15 protein-coding genes, 1 tRNA gene and 1 pseudogene are annotated in these 15734 nt (G+C 60.1%); 9 read left to right on the top strand and 8 right to left on the bottom strand.

All coding sequences use genetic code 11. From position 1 onward, the window contains the following. Window positions 1-16: 16 nt before the first annotated feature. Window positions 17-2194, bottom strand: a complete 2178-nt coding sequence (locus ACMX25_RS18225; RefSeq protein WP_414951439.1) for a malate synthase G — start codon at window positions 2192-2194, stop codon at window positions 17-19. A 257-nt stretch (window positions 2195-2451) separates the two neighbouring features. On the opposite strand from ACMX25_RS18225, the gene ACMX25_RS18220 reads away from it, so the two are divergent. Next, window positions 2452-3156, top strand: a complete 705-nt coding sequence (locus tag ACMX25_RS18220; RefSeq protein ID WP_414951438.1) for a glutathione S-transferase N-terminal domain-containing protein — start codon at window positions 2452-2454, stop codon at window positions 3154-3156. A gap of 272 nt (window positions 3157-3428) precedes the next feature. Here the strand turns inward: ACMX25_RS18220 and ACMX25_RS18215 are convergent. Both ACMX25_RS18215 and ACMX25_RS18210 read right to left on the bottom strand, forming a co-directional pair. Then, window positions 3429-4145: pseudogene (locus ACMX25_RS18215) on the bottom strand (autotransporter outer membrane beta-barrel domain-containing protein); the annotation flags it as partial. A gap of 10 nt (window positions 4146-4155) precedes the next feature. After that, entirely contained in the window at window positions 4156-4704 is a 549-nt protein-coding gene (locus ACMX25_RS18210) for an autotransporter outer membrane beta-barrel domain-containing protein (protein WP_414951436.1), read from the bottom strand. A gap of 106 nt (window positions 4705-4810) precedes the next feature. On the opposite strand from ACMX25_RS18210, the gene ACMX25_RS18205 reads away from it, so the two are divergent. Both ACMX25_RS18205 and ACMX25_RS18200 read left to right on the top strand, forming a co-directional pair. Continuing rightward, window positions 4811-4978: a hypothetical protein gene (locus tag ACMX25_RS18205; RefSeq protein WP_414951435.1), complete on the top strand. Its 168-nt coding sequence runs from the start codon at window positions 4811-4813 to the stop codon at window positions 4976-4978. A gap of 97 nt (window positions 4979-5075) precedes the next feature. Further along, window positions 5076-5831 carry a ribonuclease HI family protein gene (locus ACMX25_RS18200; protein ID WP_414951495.1) on the top strand — a complete coding sequence of 252 codons (756 nt, stop codon included), beginning with the start codon at window positions 5076-5078 and terminating at the stop codon, window positions 5829-5831. Here ACMX25_RS18200 and ACMX25_RS18195 read toward each other — a convergent pair. After that, on the bottom strand, window positions 5771-6502 hold the full coding sequence (locus ACMX25_RS18195; protein ID WP_414951434.1) for an SDR family oxidoreductase: 732 nt from the start codon (window positions 6500-6502) through the stop codon (window positions 5771-5773). The genes ACMX25_RS18200 and ACMX25_RS18195 overlap by 61 nt on opposite strands. Before the next feature lie 340 nt (window positions 6503-6842). On the opposite strand from ACMX25_RS18195, the gene ACMX25_RS18190 reads away from it, so the two are divergent. Both ACMX25_RS18190 and ACMX25_RS18185 read left to right on the top strand, forming a co-directional pair. Next, window positions 6843-8372 (top strand): peptide MFS transporter, encoded by a 1530-nt coding sequence (locus tag ACMX25_RS18190; protein ID WP_414951433.1) that lies wholly within the window; start codon window positions 6843-6845, stop codon window positions 8370-8372. Window positions 8373-8450: 78 nt separating this feature from the next. Next, a tRNA-Met gene (locus tag ACMX25_RS18185) sits at window positions 8451-8527 on the top strand. A gap of 553 nt (window positions 8528-9080) precedes the next feature. Here ACMX25_RS18185 and rpsU read toward each other — a convergent pair. The 4 genes from rpsU to ACMX25_RS18165 form a co-directional block, all read right to left on the bottom strand. After that, window positions 9081-9293, bottom strand: coding sequence for a 30S ribosomal protein S21 (gene rpsU, locus ACMX25_RS18180; protein WP_165093256.1), 213 nt, complete (start codon window positions 9291-9293; stop codon window positions 9081-9083). Window positions 9294-9514: 221 nt separating this feature from the next. Next, window positions 9515-9862 (bottom strand): 2Fe-2S iron-sulfur cluster-binding protein, encoded by a 348-nt coding sequence (locus ACMX25_RS18175; RefSeq protein WP_414951432.1) that lies wholly within the window; start codon window positions 9860-9862, stop codon window positions 9515-9517. Window positions 9863-9867: 5 nt separating this feature from the next. Beyond that, window positions 9868-10461: an IMPACT family protein gene (locus tag ACMX25_RS18170; RefSeq protein WP_414951431.1), complete on the bottom strand. Its 594-nt coding sequence runs from the start codon at window positions 10459-10461 to the stop codon at window positions 9868-9870. A 139-nt stretch (window positions 10462-10600) separates the two neighbouring features. Further along, window positions 10601-11146 carry a GNAT family N-acetyltransferase gene (locus ACMX25_RS18165; protein WP_414951430.1) on the bottom strand — a complete coding sequence of 182 codons (546 nt, stop codon included), beginning with the start codon at window positions 11144-11146 and terminating at the stop codon, window positions 10601-10603. Window positions 11147-11610: 464 nt separating this feature from the next. Here ACMX25_RS18165 and ACMX25_RS18160 point away from each other — a divergent pair, with 464 nt between their 5' ends. From ACMX25_RS18160 to ACMX25_RS18145, 4 genes are all read left to right on the top strand, one after another. Beyond that, window positions 11611-12843, top strand: a complete 1233-nt coding sequence (locus tag ACMX25_RS18160) for an EAL domain-containing protein (protein ID WP_414951428.1) — start codon at window positions 11611-11613, stop codon at window positions 12841-12843. Between the two features lie 32 nt (window positions 12844-12875). Beyond that, a complete protein-coding gene (locus ACMX25_RS18155; protein WP_414951427.1) occupies window positions 12876-13304 on the top strand; it encodes a hypothetical protein in 429 nt (142 codons plus the stop codon). A 153-nt stretch (window positions 13305-13457) separates the two neighbouring features. Continuing rightward, window positions 13458-14273, top strand: a complete 816-nt coding sequence (locus tag ACMX25_RS18150) for an ABC transporter ATP-binding protein (protein WP_414951426.1) — start codon at window positions 13458-13460, stop codon at window positions 14271-14273. 222 nt (window positions 14274-14495) lie between these two features. Beyond that, window positions 14496-15707 carry an aspartate aminotransferase family protein gene (locus ACMX25_RS18145; protein WP_414951425.1) on the top strand — a complete coding sequence of 404 codons (1212 nt, stop codon included), beginning with the start codon at window positions 14496-14498 and terminating at the stop codon, window positions 15705-15707. Window positions 15708-15734: the final 27 nt, after the last annotated feature.

Genomic DNA, 15734 nt, shown 5'->3' with positions numbered 1-15734 from the left:
ATCAGCCTCCGATCTTTCAACCGTGCTGCTGCTTAACTTCCAGCCGGAACCTATGCAGCAACGGCTCCGTATACCCACTCGGCTGCGCGCGGCCCTCAAAAACCAGCGCCTTCGCCGCCTTGAAAGCCAGTGACGTTTCAAAGTGCCCGGCCATCGGCTGATACTGCGGGTCGTTGGCGTTCTGCTTGTCCACGACTGTCGCCATGCGCTCGAACGTCTCGTTGACCAGCGCCGCCGACACCACCCCGTGATGCAGCCAGTTCGCAATATGCTGGCTTGAAATCCGCAGCGTCGCGCGGTCTTCCATCAGGCCGACATCGTGGATATCCGGCACCTTCGAACATCCCACGCCCTGATCAATCCATCGCACCACGTAACCCAGAATCCCCTGCACGTTATTCTCGATTTCCTGGCGAATTTCCTCCTCCGGCCATTGCGCCTTTTCCACGACAGGAATCGTCAGCAGACCATCGAGCAGCTCATCGCGTGCGCTGGCGTAGCTGGTCTTTTCCAGCTCCTGCTGCACGGCTTGCACATCGACCTGATGGTAATGCAGTGCATGCAGCGTCGCGGCGGTGGGCGAGGGCACCCACGCCGTATTCGCGCCCGCTTTCGGATGAGCGATCTTCTGCTCGAGCATCGCGTGCATCAAGTCGGGCATGGCCCACATGCCTTTACCAATTTGCGCGCGCCCACGCAGTCCCGAGCTCAACCCGGCGAGCACGTTATTGCGCTCATAAGACGTGATCCACGCCGACGATTTCATGTCGCCCTTGCGCATCATCGGACCGGCTTCCATGGCGCTGTGCATCTCGTCGCCGGTACGGTCGAGGAAGCCCGTGTTGATGAACGCCACCCGCGCCGATGCCACCGCAATGCACGCCTGCAGATTGACGCTCGTGCGCCGCTCCTCGTCCATGATGCCCATCTTTATCGTGTGGCGCGACAGGCCGAGCAGGTCTTCCACGCGCCCGAACAGTTCATCGGAGAACGCGACTTCCGCCGGGCCATGCATCTTCGGCTTAACGATGTAAATCGATCCCGTGCGCGAATTGAGCTTGTTTTTAAGGTCGTGCAGCGCGCCGAGTGACGTCATCACGGCATCGAGAATGCCTTCTGGAATCTCGTGCCCGTCGCGATCGACAATAGCCGGATTCGTCATTAGATGCCCGACGTTGCGGATGAACAGCAGCGAGCGGCCATGCAGCTTGACCGTCGAGCCATCGGGTGCGGTGTATTCGCGATCGGCATTCAGGCGGCGCGTGAAGGTCTTCCCGTTCTTGGTGACCTGTTCCGACAGATCGCCTTTCATCAGGCCGGTCCAGTTGCGGTAGAGCTGGACTTTATCGACGGCATCGACGGCTGCAACCGAATCCTCGCAATCAATGATGGTCGAGACCGCCGCCTCCATCAACACGTCTTTCACATGCGCGGCATCGGTTTTGCCGATGGAGTTGGTCGCATCGATCTGGATCTCGAAGTGCAGGCCGTGATGCTTGAGCAGGACCGCGGAAGGTGAGCCCGCATCGCCTTGAAAACCAATGAATTGCCCCGGCGATTTCAACTCCGATGAGCCGTTTTTCAACGCAACGACAAGCTTGCCGCCTTCTACGCGATACGCGGTGGCATCGACATGAGAACCGTTGGCGAGCGGCGCGGCTTCATCGAGGAACGCGCGAGCGCGGGCAATCACCGCTGCCCCGCGAGCCGGGTTGAATTGCTTGGTACGTTCGGCGCCATCCGTGTCGGGAATCGCGTCGGTGCCGTAGAGCGCATCGTAAAGACTGCCCCAGCGCGCGTTCGCGGCGTTGAGCGCGTAACGCTGATTGGACAGCGGCACGACGAGTTGCGGCCCGGCTTGTTCGGCGATTTCCGTATCGACGTTCTGGGTCGTGGCCTGCACGGCCGCCTCTGTAGGCACGATGTAACCAATACCTTTCAGAAACGCGCGATACGCCTTCAGATCACGCACGGGTCCCGGATTCTTTCGATGCCACTGGTCCAGCTCCGTCTGCAACCGGTCACGTTCGGCGAGCAGCGCGCGGTTCTTCGGCGCGAGATCGTGGACGAGATAATCGAAGCCTTTCCAGAACGTTTCGCTCTCTATACCAATTCCCGACAGCGCTTCGTCATCGACATACTGGCTAAGCTCGGCTGCGACCTGCAATCCGTTTCGCTTGATCATTTGACTCATAGGTAACTCCGGCTCGTTTGTATTCTGTCCGCGTAAAGCGTTCGCCGCCTTGCAGCGATGTAGTGACATGTTAACGCTTCTTGGTTGCTTTGATCCGGTTCCGGCATAGGCGACCACCTCAATACCCAGCCGCAGTGCGCCAAGACAAGATCTACAGGAGTGACTATATTTGTTGTCCTGTACGCTGAAACGGACCCATAAACTGCCCCGGCGAGCCTGATTGCCACGCTCTTCACGCTTTTGTCTAAAGGATAACCATGACTGATTTGTCCGCTTTCCCCATCACAGCAAAATGGCCTGCGCAGCATCCTGACCGGGTTCAGCTTTATTCGCTGCCGACGCCCAACGGCGTCAAGGTCTCGATCATGCTGGAGGAAACCGGGCTGCCGTACGAGCCGCATCTGGTGAGCTTCGAGACCAACGACCAGATGTCGCCGGCGTTTTTATCGCTGAATCCGAACAACAAGATCCCTGCAATCATCGATCCCGATGGCCCGGACGGCAAGCCGCTGCCGTTATTCGAGTCCGGTGCGATCCTGATTTATCTCGCTGACAAGTCCGGCCAGTTCATCCCGCACGATGTGGCCGACCGCTATGAGACGATCCAGTGGGTCATGTTCCAGATGGGCGGCATTGGCCCGATGTTCGGCCAGCTCGGCTTCTTCAACAAATTCGCCGGCAAGGACTACGAAGACAAGCGCCCGCGCGACCGGTACGTGGCTGAGGCGAAACGTCTGCTTGCGGTGGTTGAGCAACGGCTGGAAGGGCGCGAATGGATCATGGGCGACACGTACACGATCGCCGACATAGCCAGCTTTCCGTGGATACGAAATCTGATCGGCTTTTACGAAGCGGGCGACCTGGTGGGTATTGAAAACTTTCCGAATGTCAGGCGTGCGCTCGATGCGTTTGTGGCGCGTCCAGCAGTAGAGAAGGGCTTAAACATTCCCAAGCGGGGATAAGGGATGAATGGCGGGGCACGGCGGGGCTTTAACCGCGCGCCCGCTTTTCATAGGCTACCAGGCATATTTCAGCCCGGCGCGCACGATGTACTCGTGATAGTCCTGAGCGCCCCATGCGCCGCTGAGATTGCTCCAGGCGCTCCAGTGTTTGCCCAGGTTGCCGTTGACGCCGAGTTTGAGCTGGTATCGATTGGCGGGATAAAGGCCGCCCTCGGGTAACTGGGTGAACGAAACGGTGCTGCTGGTGTTGGTGTACCACCAGTGGGCGGTGGCTAAAACTGGGCGGATTTGTCGGCGCTGAACTTCACGGTGAGCTGCAGGCGCGCGCCCAGCCGGGTGAGCACGCCGCTGGAATTGGCTCCGCTGACCTGGGTGCCGTTAGGCTCGGTGATGGCGTCTTCCTTATAGTTCACATAGATAATCTGGCCCTTCGGTACGAGCACCCAATCGGCGATCAGGGGCACCGCGTACCCGAGCTCGCCCGATATGGCCCAGCCGCGGGCGTTGTATTTGACGGTGCGCAGCTCGTCGCCGGTCACGCTGTTGTTGAACCAGCCGTATTCGGTCCAGGTATCGGCGTAGGGGCCCAGGCGGCTTTGTTCGCTCTGGTACCAGGTCGCATAAGCGCCGACGCCATAGCCTTGCACGTCGCCGTGGGCGCTCGCCGGATTGCCGGCGGCCTGAGCGTCGCTTCTGGCCGTGGTGTAATTGGCGAGCAGCCCGATATGCAGGAGATCGGCGCTGCCGGCCAGTCTTGCCTGGTATGCCTCGATGCCGCCTTGCATGAGAAAGGAGTCGGTGCTGACGCCGAAGACGCCGCTGTTGCTGTTGGTGCCTTCGTTGCTGCCTACAGCGCGTATCCAGACATCCTCGGGGAGGACAGACAGGCTGGGCGCGAGCGCAGGAGCGCCGTTGCCGCCGCTGCTGCGGTCATCGAGGCTGCGCACGAACATCTGCCCGGCCACGTGCTGGTTAGCCAGATAAGCCGCGACTTCCGACCTATAGAGCGGCGTGGGCGGCGCCGGTGGTGTGGGCGGGTCCGGGGGGGTAGGTGGCGTAGGTGGATCCGGAGGCGTGGGGGGCCTGCTCCGAGCTCAGATACCAGTTGCCATCGGCGCTCTGCGCGCCGCCTTGGTTCAGCTTGTATTCATACGGACCGGCGACCACGCGCCCGAGCAGCGTGAATGCGCCGGCGGCCGAGTGGGTGGGGTCGGTGACCTGGACCACCTCGATGCCATTGCCGAAGGTCACCGCGCCCGCGCCGCCGACATTCTTGACGACCACTTGCGTTGGGCCCTTTGTGCCAAGCGTGGTGCTGTCCGCGACCGGCATGTCGGAGCTCGATGCCGCACCGCCCTGGTTGAGCACGGTATCGATGAGCAGCTTGCCGCCGCTGGATGTGTAGGTGCCTCCCGAGACGGTCATGCGATCGCCTGCGACCCGGTTGGACATGGCGATGGTGCCGATGTTGTCGAGGTTTCCGGCGACTGCAAAATCGGCATCGGGGCCCGCGGCAAGCGATGGCAGCGCGTTGCCTATACCAATCAAGCCTTCGTTTGATAACGGAGCCGTCGATCTTGCCGTAGCCGCCGAGCGAGCCGACCCGCTGAGCGTCGACTAACTGCAGGTGAGCTCCCGACTACGATCGTTCTCGATGACTCGCTCGCCGTCGACGCAACCGACACTGTCGGCTCAACATGAGGTCGTGGTGGAAGCGCGGATTGTTTCAACATCGGGCGCGACTGACCTGACCGGACGCGACGACGCCCGAGGCTCGGAGAATCGGCACGCCAGCGTGGTGATCGCGGCGCCATCGCCATAGGTGCTTGATATCAGCAGCCAAGGTTCTCTGCGCTCCGATTTTCGACCCGTTGCAAAAACTTGTTAAGCTCGGCATTCGATCACATCATTTGACCTCAATGCCCGGCATGTTCGAGTTCGAAGAGCTATTGCTTATTGCCTACAAAAAGGAGCGCGCGACGAGCCGGCGTTTGTCGAAGCTCACTTCGCTCTCTGCTCACGCTGCCTTGACGCAGACACTGGAAAAATCCGCCGGCACAAGGACGCTCGCGGAGCTCGTGAGCGCACGGCATCGGGAAAGGGTCGCAGCTGAGCAGGCGCGACACCATCGTGAACAAGAACGTGCAGCCGCACGCGCAGCCCGAAAAGTCCGGCCCGTTGTCCGTGATGCCGCTGCCTGGCATGCGTGGTTCGATGGTTCCGCGTATCCGAATCCTGGCAAGATCGGCATTGGCGGCATGCTGGAGAGTCCTGACGGCGAGGTTGTGAAAATCAGCGCGCGCGCCGGTCATGGCGACAGTTGCGAAGCGGAATATCTTGCGTTGATCGCGGTGCTCGAAGCCGCGGTAGCGCGAAAGCCGGCGCCGGCCAAGCTGGTGATTCATGGCGACAGTCAGGTCGTCATTGAAGACGTGCTCCGCGATGAAGCCAGTAGTGCGCCCGCGCTAAGCACTTACGCGGCGCAGGCGCGCGCTTTGATCGCCCAGCTCGCCGATGTTCGCCTTCAGTGGATTCCCCGCGCCCGCAACGCCGCCGCCGATGCGCTTTCGCAGCACGCCGTTCGCCACGATCCTCATGCGCTTGACGCGGACATTCACGAAAGATCGCGCACGTCCACCGCGGGCGTGTCGCCGAACGTATCGCTTAACGCGTAGTCGAGCACTTTTCGCGCAGCGTCGGCTGGGGTGGAAAGTTGACCGCTGCGTTTGAGTTCATCGAATTTTTCCCGCAACGGAAAGTGCTCCAGACCCGTGCCACGAATCTCGGCCTGCATGTCGGTATCGATTACACCCGGTGCCACGCTGCAGATTTTCAACGCCCGGTTGCGATCCAGCGTGACTGCGCGCGCGTGATGGTCGAGCGCCGCCTTCGTCGCGCAATAGATGCTCCAGCCGGGATAGGCGTTGCGGCCCGCGCCACTCGAGATATGCACAATCCGTCGATCAGAAGCCGCGTGGCTTGCTGCTGCTACTGCTGCCGACAACATCAGCGGCGCGGCAACATTCAGGCTCACGGATCGCCCGATCGCGTTCACGTCTTGCGCTTCAATTGGGCCAACCGGTTGCAACATGCCGGCATTGTTGATCAGCAGGACGGTATGCCCACCATCGATAAACCGGGTGAGCGTTTCAGTCCGAAGCCATTCGCCTAACGCAGCGGAATTCGTGAGATCGAGTTCGACTTCCCGCAAGAGGGACGAAGCGGACGTGCTGCTCCTCGTACGCGATACCCCAAGCACCTCGATGCCGCGTGACAGCATGAGGTCGGCCAGCGCCGCGCCGAGACCGCGTGTGTGGCCGGTGAGAATCGCCTTGATAGTGTTCATATCGACGTAAACCTGAGAATGATTAAAGACACAAAGTTATCATGAGTTTCAAAAAGCTTGCTGTCCCATGCCAAAAAATTAAATAGATCGTTATACGAAATGATTAGTGGAATAAAAAACGTATCCAATCCGAAAATATAGCTCCATCTGATTTTCAACCGCGTCCTTAATCTCAAAAAACTGAACGCTGTATGTGCAAGCCTTTGCCACACATTCCCCGAAAGTGTTGGGATAATCCCGGCTTCCCATGTATCGGACTCCTGTATTAATGAATCGGCCGCCACGCGGTGCGAACGATTCGAAGGCAGGAGGCGACGTCCACCCTTAACGAGAATGACCCATGACTCCACATCCGTCCGGCGCGTCTCAGACGCGTTCGTTCACGACCGTTTTCCTGATCGAGATGTGGGAGCGTTTCGGTTATTACGGCATGGCTGCGTTACTCGTGCTGTTCATGATCGACAAACTTAGTTTCGCCGATTCGCGCGCGAACCTCACGTGGGGCGCATTCACCGCACTCGTGTTCTCGGCGCCTGCAATTGGCGGCTGGATTGGCGACAAGGTGCTGGGTGCGCGGCGCACGATGATCTTCGGCGCGTGCGTTTTGGCATCGGGTTATCTGATGCTTTCCATTCCGTTCGATTCATCGGGATACCTGTACGCGGCGCTGGGTGTGATCGTGGTGGGCAATGGCCTCTTCAAGGCGAACGCGGCGAATCTCGTGCGGCGCATTTACGAAGGTGATGATGCGCGGCTCGACAGCGCGTTCACCATCTACTATATGTCGGTCGATATCGGCTCGACCATCTCGATGCTCGCAACACCGTGGATCAAGGATCACTGGGGCTTGCACGCGGCTTTCGCCGTGTGTTTCGCGGGCATGGTGCTGGGCTTGATCAACTTCATGCTGATGCGGCGTACGGTCGGGCACATCGGCTCCGCGCCGGACGACGAGCCGATCAAGTGGCGCCGCTTCGCCGTGGTCGCATTGGGCGGCGTGGCCCTGGGTCTAGCGACAGTGTTCGTGCTGCAGAACGAACGGGTGGCTGCGATCTGCGTATACGGGGCAGGTGTTGCCGTGCTCATGATCTTTGGCTGGATGCAGTTGAAATGCGATCGAAGCGAGCGCGCTGGTTTGCTCGCAGCATTGATCCTCACGCTGCAGGTCATACTGTTCTTCATCTTTTATCAGCAGATTTGCACGTCGCTGACCTTGTTCGCGCTGCGCAACGTGGACGCATCGTTCACGCTCTTCAACGTGACCTTGTTCTCATGGAGCGCGGCCCAATTCCAGGCGTTGAATCCACTGTGGATCATGCTGCTGAGTCCGTTCCTCGCGATCGCGTATACGCGCCTCGCGAATAGTGGTCACGACGTCCCCATCGCCGCAAAGTACGCGCTGGGTTTCATGGTGGTGGCGCTGGGATTTTGCGTGTTCGCGTTCAGCGGCCGATATGCCGTCGATGGCCGCGTGTCGTCGTGGTTCATGGTCGGTGGCTACGGGCTCTATTCGCTTGGCGAACTCCTGGTGTCCGGGCTGGGCCTTGCGATGATCGCCCACTACGTGCCCGCACGCATGAGCGGTTTCATGATGGGCGCGTATTACGTCGCGACCGGGGTATCGCAGTATCTGGGCAGCGTGGTCGCCAACTTCGCGCGCATGCCGTCCAACGACCTGAGTTCGCTGCAATCGCTGCCGCTTTATACGAAGCTATTTTTCGGACTTGGCTGGCTCGCGGCCGGCGGGGCTGCCGTCGCCATTATTTTGCTGCCGCTGTTAAATCGCTTGTCGCGAGAACGTCGGCGTTGTGTGGACGTGGTACGTAGTGGGACAGATCCGTTTCCGGCAAAGCCGGCATCGATGCAATAACGTCAACGCACTCGCATTCATTCACAATATTCTTCGATTCGGTTTGACCTGACATACCCTTAGCGCTATAATCTTTTTCGCGGGGTGGAGCAGTCTGGCAGCTCGTCGGGCTCATAACCCGAAGGTCGTAGGTTCAAATCCTACCCCCGCAACCAAAGATTAAACGCATAAAGCCCGGTCTAACCGGGCTTTATGCGTTTACGGTCGTGCACGGTCGAAAAGTGCTTCGGTGACTGTTCGTGACTATTCGTCAGGCACAAAAATCCCACACGATATAAATCGCGCAGGTTTCGAATTCTGGATGCGAGGGACAGGGCCGATACAGTTATCAGCACTCGTTGTCTTCGAGCCTTCAACGGAAGCCAAGCGTGGAGTGCGGTTTCTATTTCCGCACGATCTGTCGATGGCTTCATGCGGTCAATCCGGCATGCTCGATTCAGCAAGGGCGCGCTAGACGGTGCTGAATGCGGCTGCCGCTCAAGCTTCGCCTCGATGGGCGCAGTGCCTATGATTTATTCGCGGATCGAGCCACGAATCGCGGGCCACGGATTTGGACGCTCGCATTCGTATCAAGGGTCGTCCGTGTGTCGGACAATTACCTCGCACTTATCTGGCCTACACCGGGGCCGATCGAACAAGCTCCCGGCTACTCGGCGCTTCGATCGAACTGGGTCGACCCGCAAGCTGCCGTTCAGACGTACAACACCATCAATACATTTTCTTGGGCAATTGCGCGCGGCGGATCTGCTTGCGCAGGCGAGCAACAGCAGCAGCTTTCTTGCGCTTGCGCTCGGTGGTCGGCTTTTCATAAGCCATACGCGACTTCAGTTCCTGAATCAGGCCGGTACGTTCGACGGTGCGACGAAAACGGCGCATGGCGACGTCGAAAGGCTCGTTCTCTTTCAACAATACTTTTGTCATTGATATCTCAGTTGGTCTGGCCCTGCCAGAAAATTGGGTAAAAGGCAATTGTACACTTTTCGGCGCCTTGATTACAGGCGGCGGAACAATCGGACGCGCTTCGCCGCTCGGGAATGTCATCGTATGTCTTTGATAAAAGACAACAATCCCGGATTACCCGGGTGCCGGCCTGGGGTCGCCGACGGTTTGCGCAGGACGCATTCCGAGGCCGATTCACGCGCTCAAAAACCCCGGCCGCGAGGTCGTTTTGTGTCGGTGGAATTCGGAATTTCCAGGAAATCCACTTGATCGATCGTCAAGTCGGACGTAGGCAGCGCCACGCACGGCAGAATCCAGCTCGTGGCCTTTTCGTCCGCACTCAAACCCGGCCAGTCGATCCGATACTGCACGGCGCCATCGAGCAGACGGCACAAGCAAGCGCGGCACGTGCCGTTGCGGCACGAACTCGACAGGCGCAGCCCGGCCAGCGCGGCCGCTTCAAGGATCGTGGTTTGCCCGGTTGACGCGAACGTGCGCTGCGAAGGCAGCAGCGTGATCGTAAAAGAGCGTGGAAGGCCGGCGGCGCTCATGATGCTCAGGGCGCTTTGGTAATGACTGCGCGACCGTGGGTCAGGTCGCGGATAACATCGGCGGCCTGGTCGCGCACGGCAAGCGGCATCTGGATCGACAGGCTGACGGTCATGCCGTAGCGGGGTTCATCGAGTGCATGGCCTTCCTGTTCGACCCAGCGGCGCACGCGCGCTTCATCGGCGTATTCCACTTCCACTTGCAGCACGCTGAGCGCCACGCGTTCTATGCGCTCGGCCAGTTGCATCGTGGTTGCAATAGCGTCCGTGTACGCACGGACCAAGCCTCCGGCGCCCAGCTTGATGCCGCCGTAGTAGCGCACCACGGCGGCCAGCACGCCATCCACTTCGTGATGCCGCAGCACTTCCAGAATCGGCCGGCCGGCGGTGCCGGAAGGCTCACCGTCGTCGGACATGCCGGACTCACCGCCCGCCAGCAACGCCCAGCAGACATGCGTGGCACTGGGATGCTGAGCGCGCAGTGCGTCGAGTTCGAGCATCGCGGCCGCGCGATCGGCCACAGGAATCGCCAACGCGATAAAACGGCTTTTGCGAATGTCGATTTCTGCACTGACGGCGGCGGCGAGGGTGTAAGTGGGCAACTAAAGCTCAGGCTGAAAGAGAGGTGACGAGAGGGTCGCGAAGCATTGCAATGGTAGGGCGAAAGCGGCGTCGCTGCGAACAACGCTGCGAACTATGCGGCGATGAACCGCGCACACCCTCCGGTACAACTTATATGGCTTATTTCTGCGGAATCAACGCCTTGTCTTCGCCGAGGGATCGTTGCATCAGCACTGTGTCCACCCATTGGCCATGTTTGTAGCCGACCTTGCGCAACACGCCCACATGCTCGAAACCAAGACGCGCATGCAACGCAATCGATCCGGCGTTGCCGCTGTTGCCGATCACGGCGACCAGTTCACGCCACGGCCCTGCAACGCAACGTTCGATCAGCGCCGTGAGCAGCGCGAGACCGAGACCCCGTCCAGCGAAACCATCGGCGATATAAACCGAATCTTCTATGGTGTGCCTGTACGCCGATCTCGGCCGATACGTGGTCGCATACGTGTAACCCACCACTACGCCATCCATCTCCGCCACGAGGTAGGGCAGGCCCGTACCGGTGATGGTCGCGTGCCGTTGACGCATCTCGTCGATACCCGGTGGCGTTTCCTCGAACGTCGCAAGAGCATGCAGCACGTAATGAGCATAAATGCGGATGATCGTTTCGAAATCGGTAGCGTTCGCGTCGCGGATCGTGAGAGCGCCGGCTTCGTGCAATGCCATCGAGTGCCTCCGTGGTTTAAGTGTTAATCAGCCAATCATGAGGCCAATGATGGCCAAGGACGGTCACGAGAAATGTCATCAGCCAAAGGTCTGATTTTCTCACGACTATCGGACTCATCCGCCAATTCCAAGACGTCTGTGCACGCGTGCCGGAAAAGCATTGAGCCGGCGTGCGCCAGCCCACCAAAGCGGGCATTTCGTGAGCCACGAAGCATTGAAGCCCAGTGTATCTCGCCGCTAAACTGGGCCGTTTGCAGGGACCATGCAAGGAAACAGGGATACGGTTGTCAGCCAAGCGGACACGATACGGCCTGAACAACCGGACCACTATCAACAGCGCTGACGGCGCACTAGGCGCGAGCCACCCAACCTTGACAAAATCGACGCAGATGTCAACAGGTGCCTCATTAAAATCCATCATTCAGCGCGCATCCGGCGCAAAGGCGTCGCGAAATGAGCGCACGATGAGCACGTTCAAACACAGCGGGCGCATGGCGCTTCTGGCAGGCATCGTGCTGATCGTGGCGTTGTTGCCCGGCGTATTGTGCGTCCTGTTTGCGCCCGGCGTGGATGAACGGGTCGCAGCAGCGCGGGAAGCCGCTGCGATCGAAAGCTATGTTGTGCGCATGGTCGACACCGGTGCGATCCGCCTGATTGCAAACACGCCCGTCGTGGCCGCACCGTCCCGGTTATTTGCGCAGTTTCCGCTACCCGGATTCGCCACTGCGGTGATGCCCGCGAATCCCACGAATCTTGATACGCCCCGTAGCGGCTTTGAATCAGCCAGCGTGGTCAACACGACGAACGTCGCGCGCACATCGGATGCGACTTTCACTGAACGGCTGCGCGCGCTGCCATGGACCTGGCTGCTTGCGGGCATCGCGAGCGGCCTGACGCTTTCCGCGTGGCTCGGCCTCTTGATGGTGCGTCGCCTCTCGCCAACCGGGCAGCTCAGCGATGCCGTGCGCCGGCATCAATTCATCGTCGCGTATCAGCCGATTGTCGATCTCGCCACCCGCCGCTGTATTGGCGCCGAAGCGCTGGTGCGCTGGAAGCACCAGAATCGCATCGTCCGTCCCGATCATTTCATTCCGCTCGCGGAACATCGTGGCTTGATCCAGGCCATCACCGACCAGGTATTCGATACGGTGCTGCTCGAGCTTGGTGAGTTCCTGCAGCGCTACAGAGAGCTCTATGTATCGATCAACTTGAGCGCGCCGGACCTGACATCGCGGCGGTTCCTGGAGCGCCTGACACCCGCGCTCGAGGCGGCGAAGATCGCGCCGCAGCAGATCCGGATCGAGGCGACCGAGCGCTGTTTTCTCGATGCCGATGCCGCCAAGGAAGTGATCCAGGCGTTCCGCGATGCCGGGCATCCGGTGTATATCGACGACTTCGGGACGGGTTATTCGAGCCTCTCGCACCTGCAGAATTTCCAGGTGGATGCGCTGAAGATCGACAAGTCTTTCGTCGATACCATCGATCAGGATTCGGCATCCAGTAGCGTGGCGTCGCACATTATCGACATGGCGCTGACGCTGCATGTCCAGGTGGTTGCAGAAGGGATCGAGCGCGAGGAGCAGGCGTGTTACCTGCGCACGCGCGGCGCCCAATTCGGGCAAGGCTGGCTATTTTCCGCGCCGCTGACGGCGCCGGATTTTATTCGCTATGTAGGACGTGGTCCGGCGACGGTGTAGGCTTGCCTCATTTCCACTTCGGGGCAAGGACCATGACCATCATCAGGATGACCGATCCGGTTGCAACCACGTTTCTCAAGGACGTGCGCCATCCGCTGCTGGCGCTGCACCGTAGCATCCTCGACGAATTGCGTACCCGCCACGAAGCCGAATTTGGCGCGGTGTCGCCGGGCGAGTTCCTGCAGATCGTGATTAACGGCAGCGCTTACAAATGGCTCGGCGCGCTCTCCACCCTGATTGCCGCGCTTGACGACGTGCTCGATGACGACGAAGCCACGCCGGACGGCCGTATCGACATGGCGCACGCGGTCACGGCCATGTTCGGCGCGAAGGATCGCCATACTGCTTTCGACGCCCAATACCTCCCGTTGCTCCAAACCAGTCCCGAGATTGCGATCGCCAATGGGCGCGTGGCGCAGCAAGTGCGCGCTGTCACGCCAGCACCTGCTGAAAACGAGTGACTCTCAGGTGACCGTCAGGCCGCCGCCGGGCGAGGGCGTTTGTCCCTATGCCTGCTCGCCGGCGGCTTTCGGTAGAATCCGCAGCCATGATCGACATAGGGCGGGCTATCAGGCTCATGAAGCCCGCCAGACCCATCTTCCGGGGAGAATGCGTTGGAATCATCCGCACAAAATGCTGCATCGGCCGCCGCGCAGAACGCCGCGGTCAAACTCGTCGCCCGCGATATCCACAAGCGCTTCGGCGAGAACGAGGTGCTCAAGGGCGTCTCGCTCGCGGCCAACGCCGGCGATGTGATCAGCATCATCGGCTCGAGCGGCTCGGGCAAAAGTACCTTCCTGCGCTGCATCAATTTTCTCGAACGGCCGAACGCGGGCGAGATCATCGTCGACGGCGAGCCGGTGCGCACGAAAACCGACCGCATGGGCAATCTCGAAGTCGCCGACCACAAGCAGTTGCAGCGCGTGCGCACGAAGCTCGCGATGGTGTTCCAGCATTTCAACTTGTGGGCACACATGACGTCGATTGAAAACGTCATGGAAGCGCCGATGCACGTGCTGGGGTTATCGAAGAAGGAAGCAAGCGAACGGGCACGGGAATGCCTCGAGAAGGTCGGACTGGCGCCCAAGGTGGAGAAACAATATCCGTCGCATTTGTCGGGCGGGCAGCAGCAGCGCGTGGCCATTGCCCGCGCGCTCGCCATGCATCCCGACGTGATGCTCTTCGATGAACCCACGTCCGCGCTCGATCCCGAGCTGGTGGGCGAAGTGCTCAAGGTCATGCAGAAGCTGGCTGAAGAAGGCCGCACGATGATCGTCGTGACGCATGAGATGGGCTTTGCGCGCAATGTATCGAATCATGTGATGTTTCTGCACCAGGGCCGCACAGAAGAAGAGGGCGCGCCGGCTGAAGTGCTGAGCACGCCCAGGAGCGAGCGGCTGAAGCAGTTCCTCTCTGGAAGCCTCAAGTAAGGCTGGGCTTATCGGCGCGGTTACATAGCTTAGGCGGGGCGATCGGCGTGATCGCTCCGCACGCCCAGGCCTTTCGGCTGACTTTCGAGCGTCAATCCCCTCGAATACCATGAAACCTTGTCGCGTTCCCGCAAGACGCGGCGCCCGGGCGCGCCTACCATCTGAGAACGATGTATATGGTGGAACATAAGCTGACTACCCGAACAAGCTAAGGAGCGGTTCATGACGGATCTCAATGTAACGCGCGGTACGTTCGACGAAGTGATGGTGCCTCTTTTCTCCCCGGCGAATTTCGTGCCGGATCGCGGACTTGGTTCCCGCGTGTGGGATACGGAAGGTCGTGACTATGTCGATTTCGCCGGCGGTATCGCGGTAACGGCGCTGGGTCACGCGCATCCCGAATTGCTGAAAGTGCTCCACGATCAAGGTCAGAAACTCTGGCATATCGGCAATGGCTACACCAACGAACCGGTGCTGCGCCTCGCCACTCGCCTCACCAACCTGACCTTCGCCGACCGCGCGTTCTTCGCCAACTCCGGCGCGGAAGCGAACGAAGCCGCGCTGAAACTCGCGCGCCGTTACGCGATCGACAACACCGGTGCGCAGAAAGTCGAAATCATCTCCTTCACGCAGTCGTTCCATGGCCGGACGTTGTTCACTGTCAGCGTGGGCGGCCAGCCGAAATACGCGGAAGGCTTCGGCCCGACGCCGCAAGGCATCACGCATCTCCCGTATAACGACCTCGTTGCCGCGCGTGCCGCGATCGGACCGCAAACCTGCGCGGTGATCGTCGAGCCGGTGCAGGGCGAAGGCGGCGTGCTGCCCGCCGATCCCGCGTTCCTCCAGGGTCTGCGCGAGGCTTGCGACCAGCATGGCGCACTGCTGATTTTTGATGAGGTACAAACGGGCGTGGGCCGTACCGGCACGTTCTACGCGTACATGGGCTACGGCGTGACGCCGGACATTCTCACGACCGCGAAGGCGCTCGGCAACGGTTTCCCGATCGGCGCAATGCTGACCACGGATAAGATCGCCGCGCATTTTAAGGTCGGCGTGCACGGAACGACCTACGGCGGCAATCCGTTGGGCGCGGCTATCGCGGACAAGGTGGTTGAACTGATCAGCGACCCCGCCTTGCTCGAAGGCGTGCAGCAACGCAGCGCCGCGATTAAGGCACATTTGAAGCGCATTGATGACCGTTTCTCGGTGTTCAAGGAGATCCGCGGCAAGGGTCTCTTGATTGGCGCCGAACTCGCCGATGCCTACAAGGACCGCGCCAAGGACGTGCTCACCGCCGCCGCGAAAAACGGCGTGATCATGCTGATTGCAGGGCCGAACGTGCTGCGTTTCGCGCCGTCGCTGATCATGCCCATGGCAGATCTCGACGAAGGGTTTGCGCGCATCGAAAAGGCCATCGCCGAGTTGGCGCATTGAGCGTGCGGGCTTCGGTCAAATCTTTCA

The sequence above is a fragment of the Caballeronia eucalypticola genome (assembly GCF_047608185.1).
Classification (GTDB): domain Bacteria; phylum Pseudomonadota; class Gammaproteobacteria; order Burkholderiales; family Burkholderiaceae; genus Caballeronia.
The sequence above is the reverse complement of the archived record's forward strand: the minus strand, read 5'-3'. Positions and strand labels throughout refer to the sequence as shown.

Coding starts and splice junctions, on each gene's coding strand:
- rpsU (WP_165093256.1), bottom strand. CDS start 9,293: ATGACAAAAGTATTGTTGAAAGAGAACGAGCCTTTCGACGTCGCCATG.
- ACMX25_RS18225 (WP_414951439.1), bottom strand. CDS start 2,194: ATGAGTCAAATGATCAAGCGAAACGGATTGCAGGTCGCAGCCGAGCTT.
- ACMX25_RS18145 (WP_414951425.1), top strand. CDS start 14,496: ATGACGGATCTCAATGTAACGCGCGGTACGTTCGACGAAGTGATGGTG.
- ACMX25_RS18195 (WP_414951434.1), bottom strand. CDS start 6,502: ATGAACACTATCAAGGCGATTCTCACCGGCCACACACGCGGTCTCGGC.
- ACMX25_RS18190 (WP_414951433.1), top strand. CDS start 6,843: ATGACTCCACATCCGTCCGGCGCGTCTCAGACGCGTTCGTTCACGACC.
- ACMX25_RS18155 (WP_414951427.1), top strand. CDS start 12,876: ATGACCATCATCAGGATGACCGATCCGGTTGCAACCACGTTTCTCAAG.
- ACMX25_RS18200 (WP_414951495.1), top strand. CDS start 5,076: ATGCCCGGCATGTTCGAGTTCGAAGAGCTATTGCTTATTGCCTACAAA.
- ACMX25_RS18165 (WP_414951430.1), bottom strand. CDS start 11,146: ATGGCATTGCACGAAGCCGGCGCTCTCACGATCCGCGACGCGAACGCT.
- ACMX25_RS18175 (WP_414951432.1), bottom strand. CDS start 9,862: ATGAGCGCCGCCGGCCTTCCACGCTCTTTTACGATCACGCTGCTGCCT.
- ACMX25_RS18205 (WP_414951435.1), top strand. CDS start 4,811: ATGACTCGCTCGCCGTCGACGCAACCGACACTGTCGGCTCAACATGAG.
- ACMX25_RS18220 (WP_414951438.1), top strand. CDS start 2,452: ATGACTGATTTGTCCGCTTTCCCCATCACAGCAAAATGGCCTGCGCAG.
- ACMX25_RS18160 (WP_414951428.1), top strand. CDS start 11,611: ATGAGCACGTTCAAACACAGCGGGCGCATGGCGCTTCTGGCAGGCATC.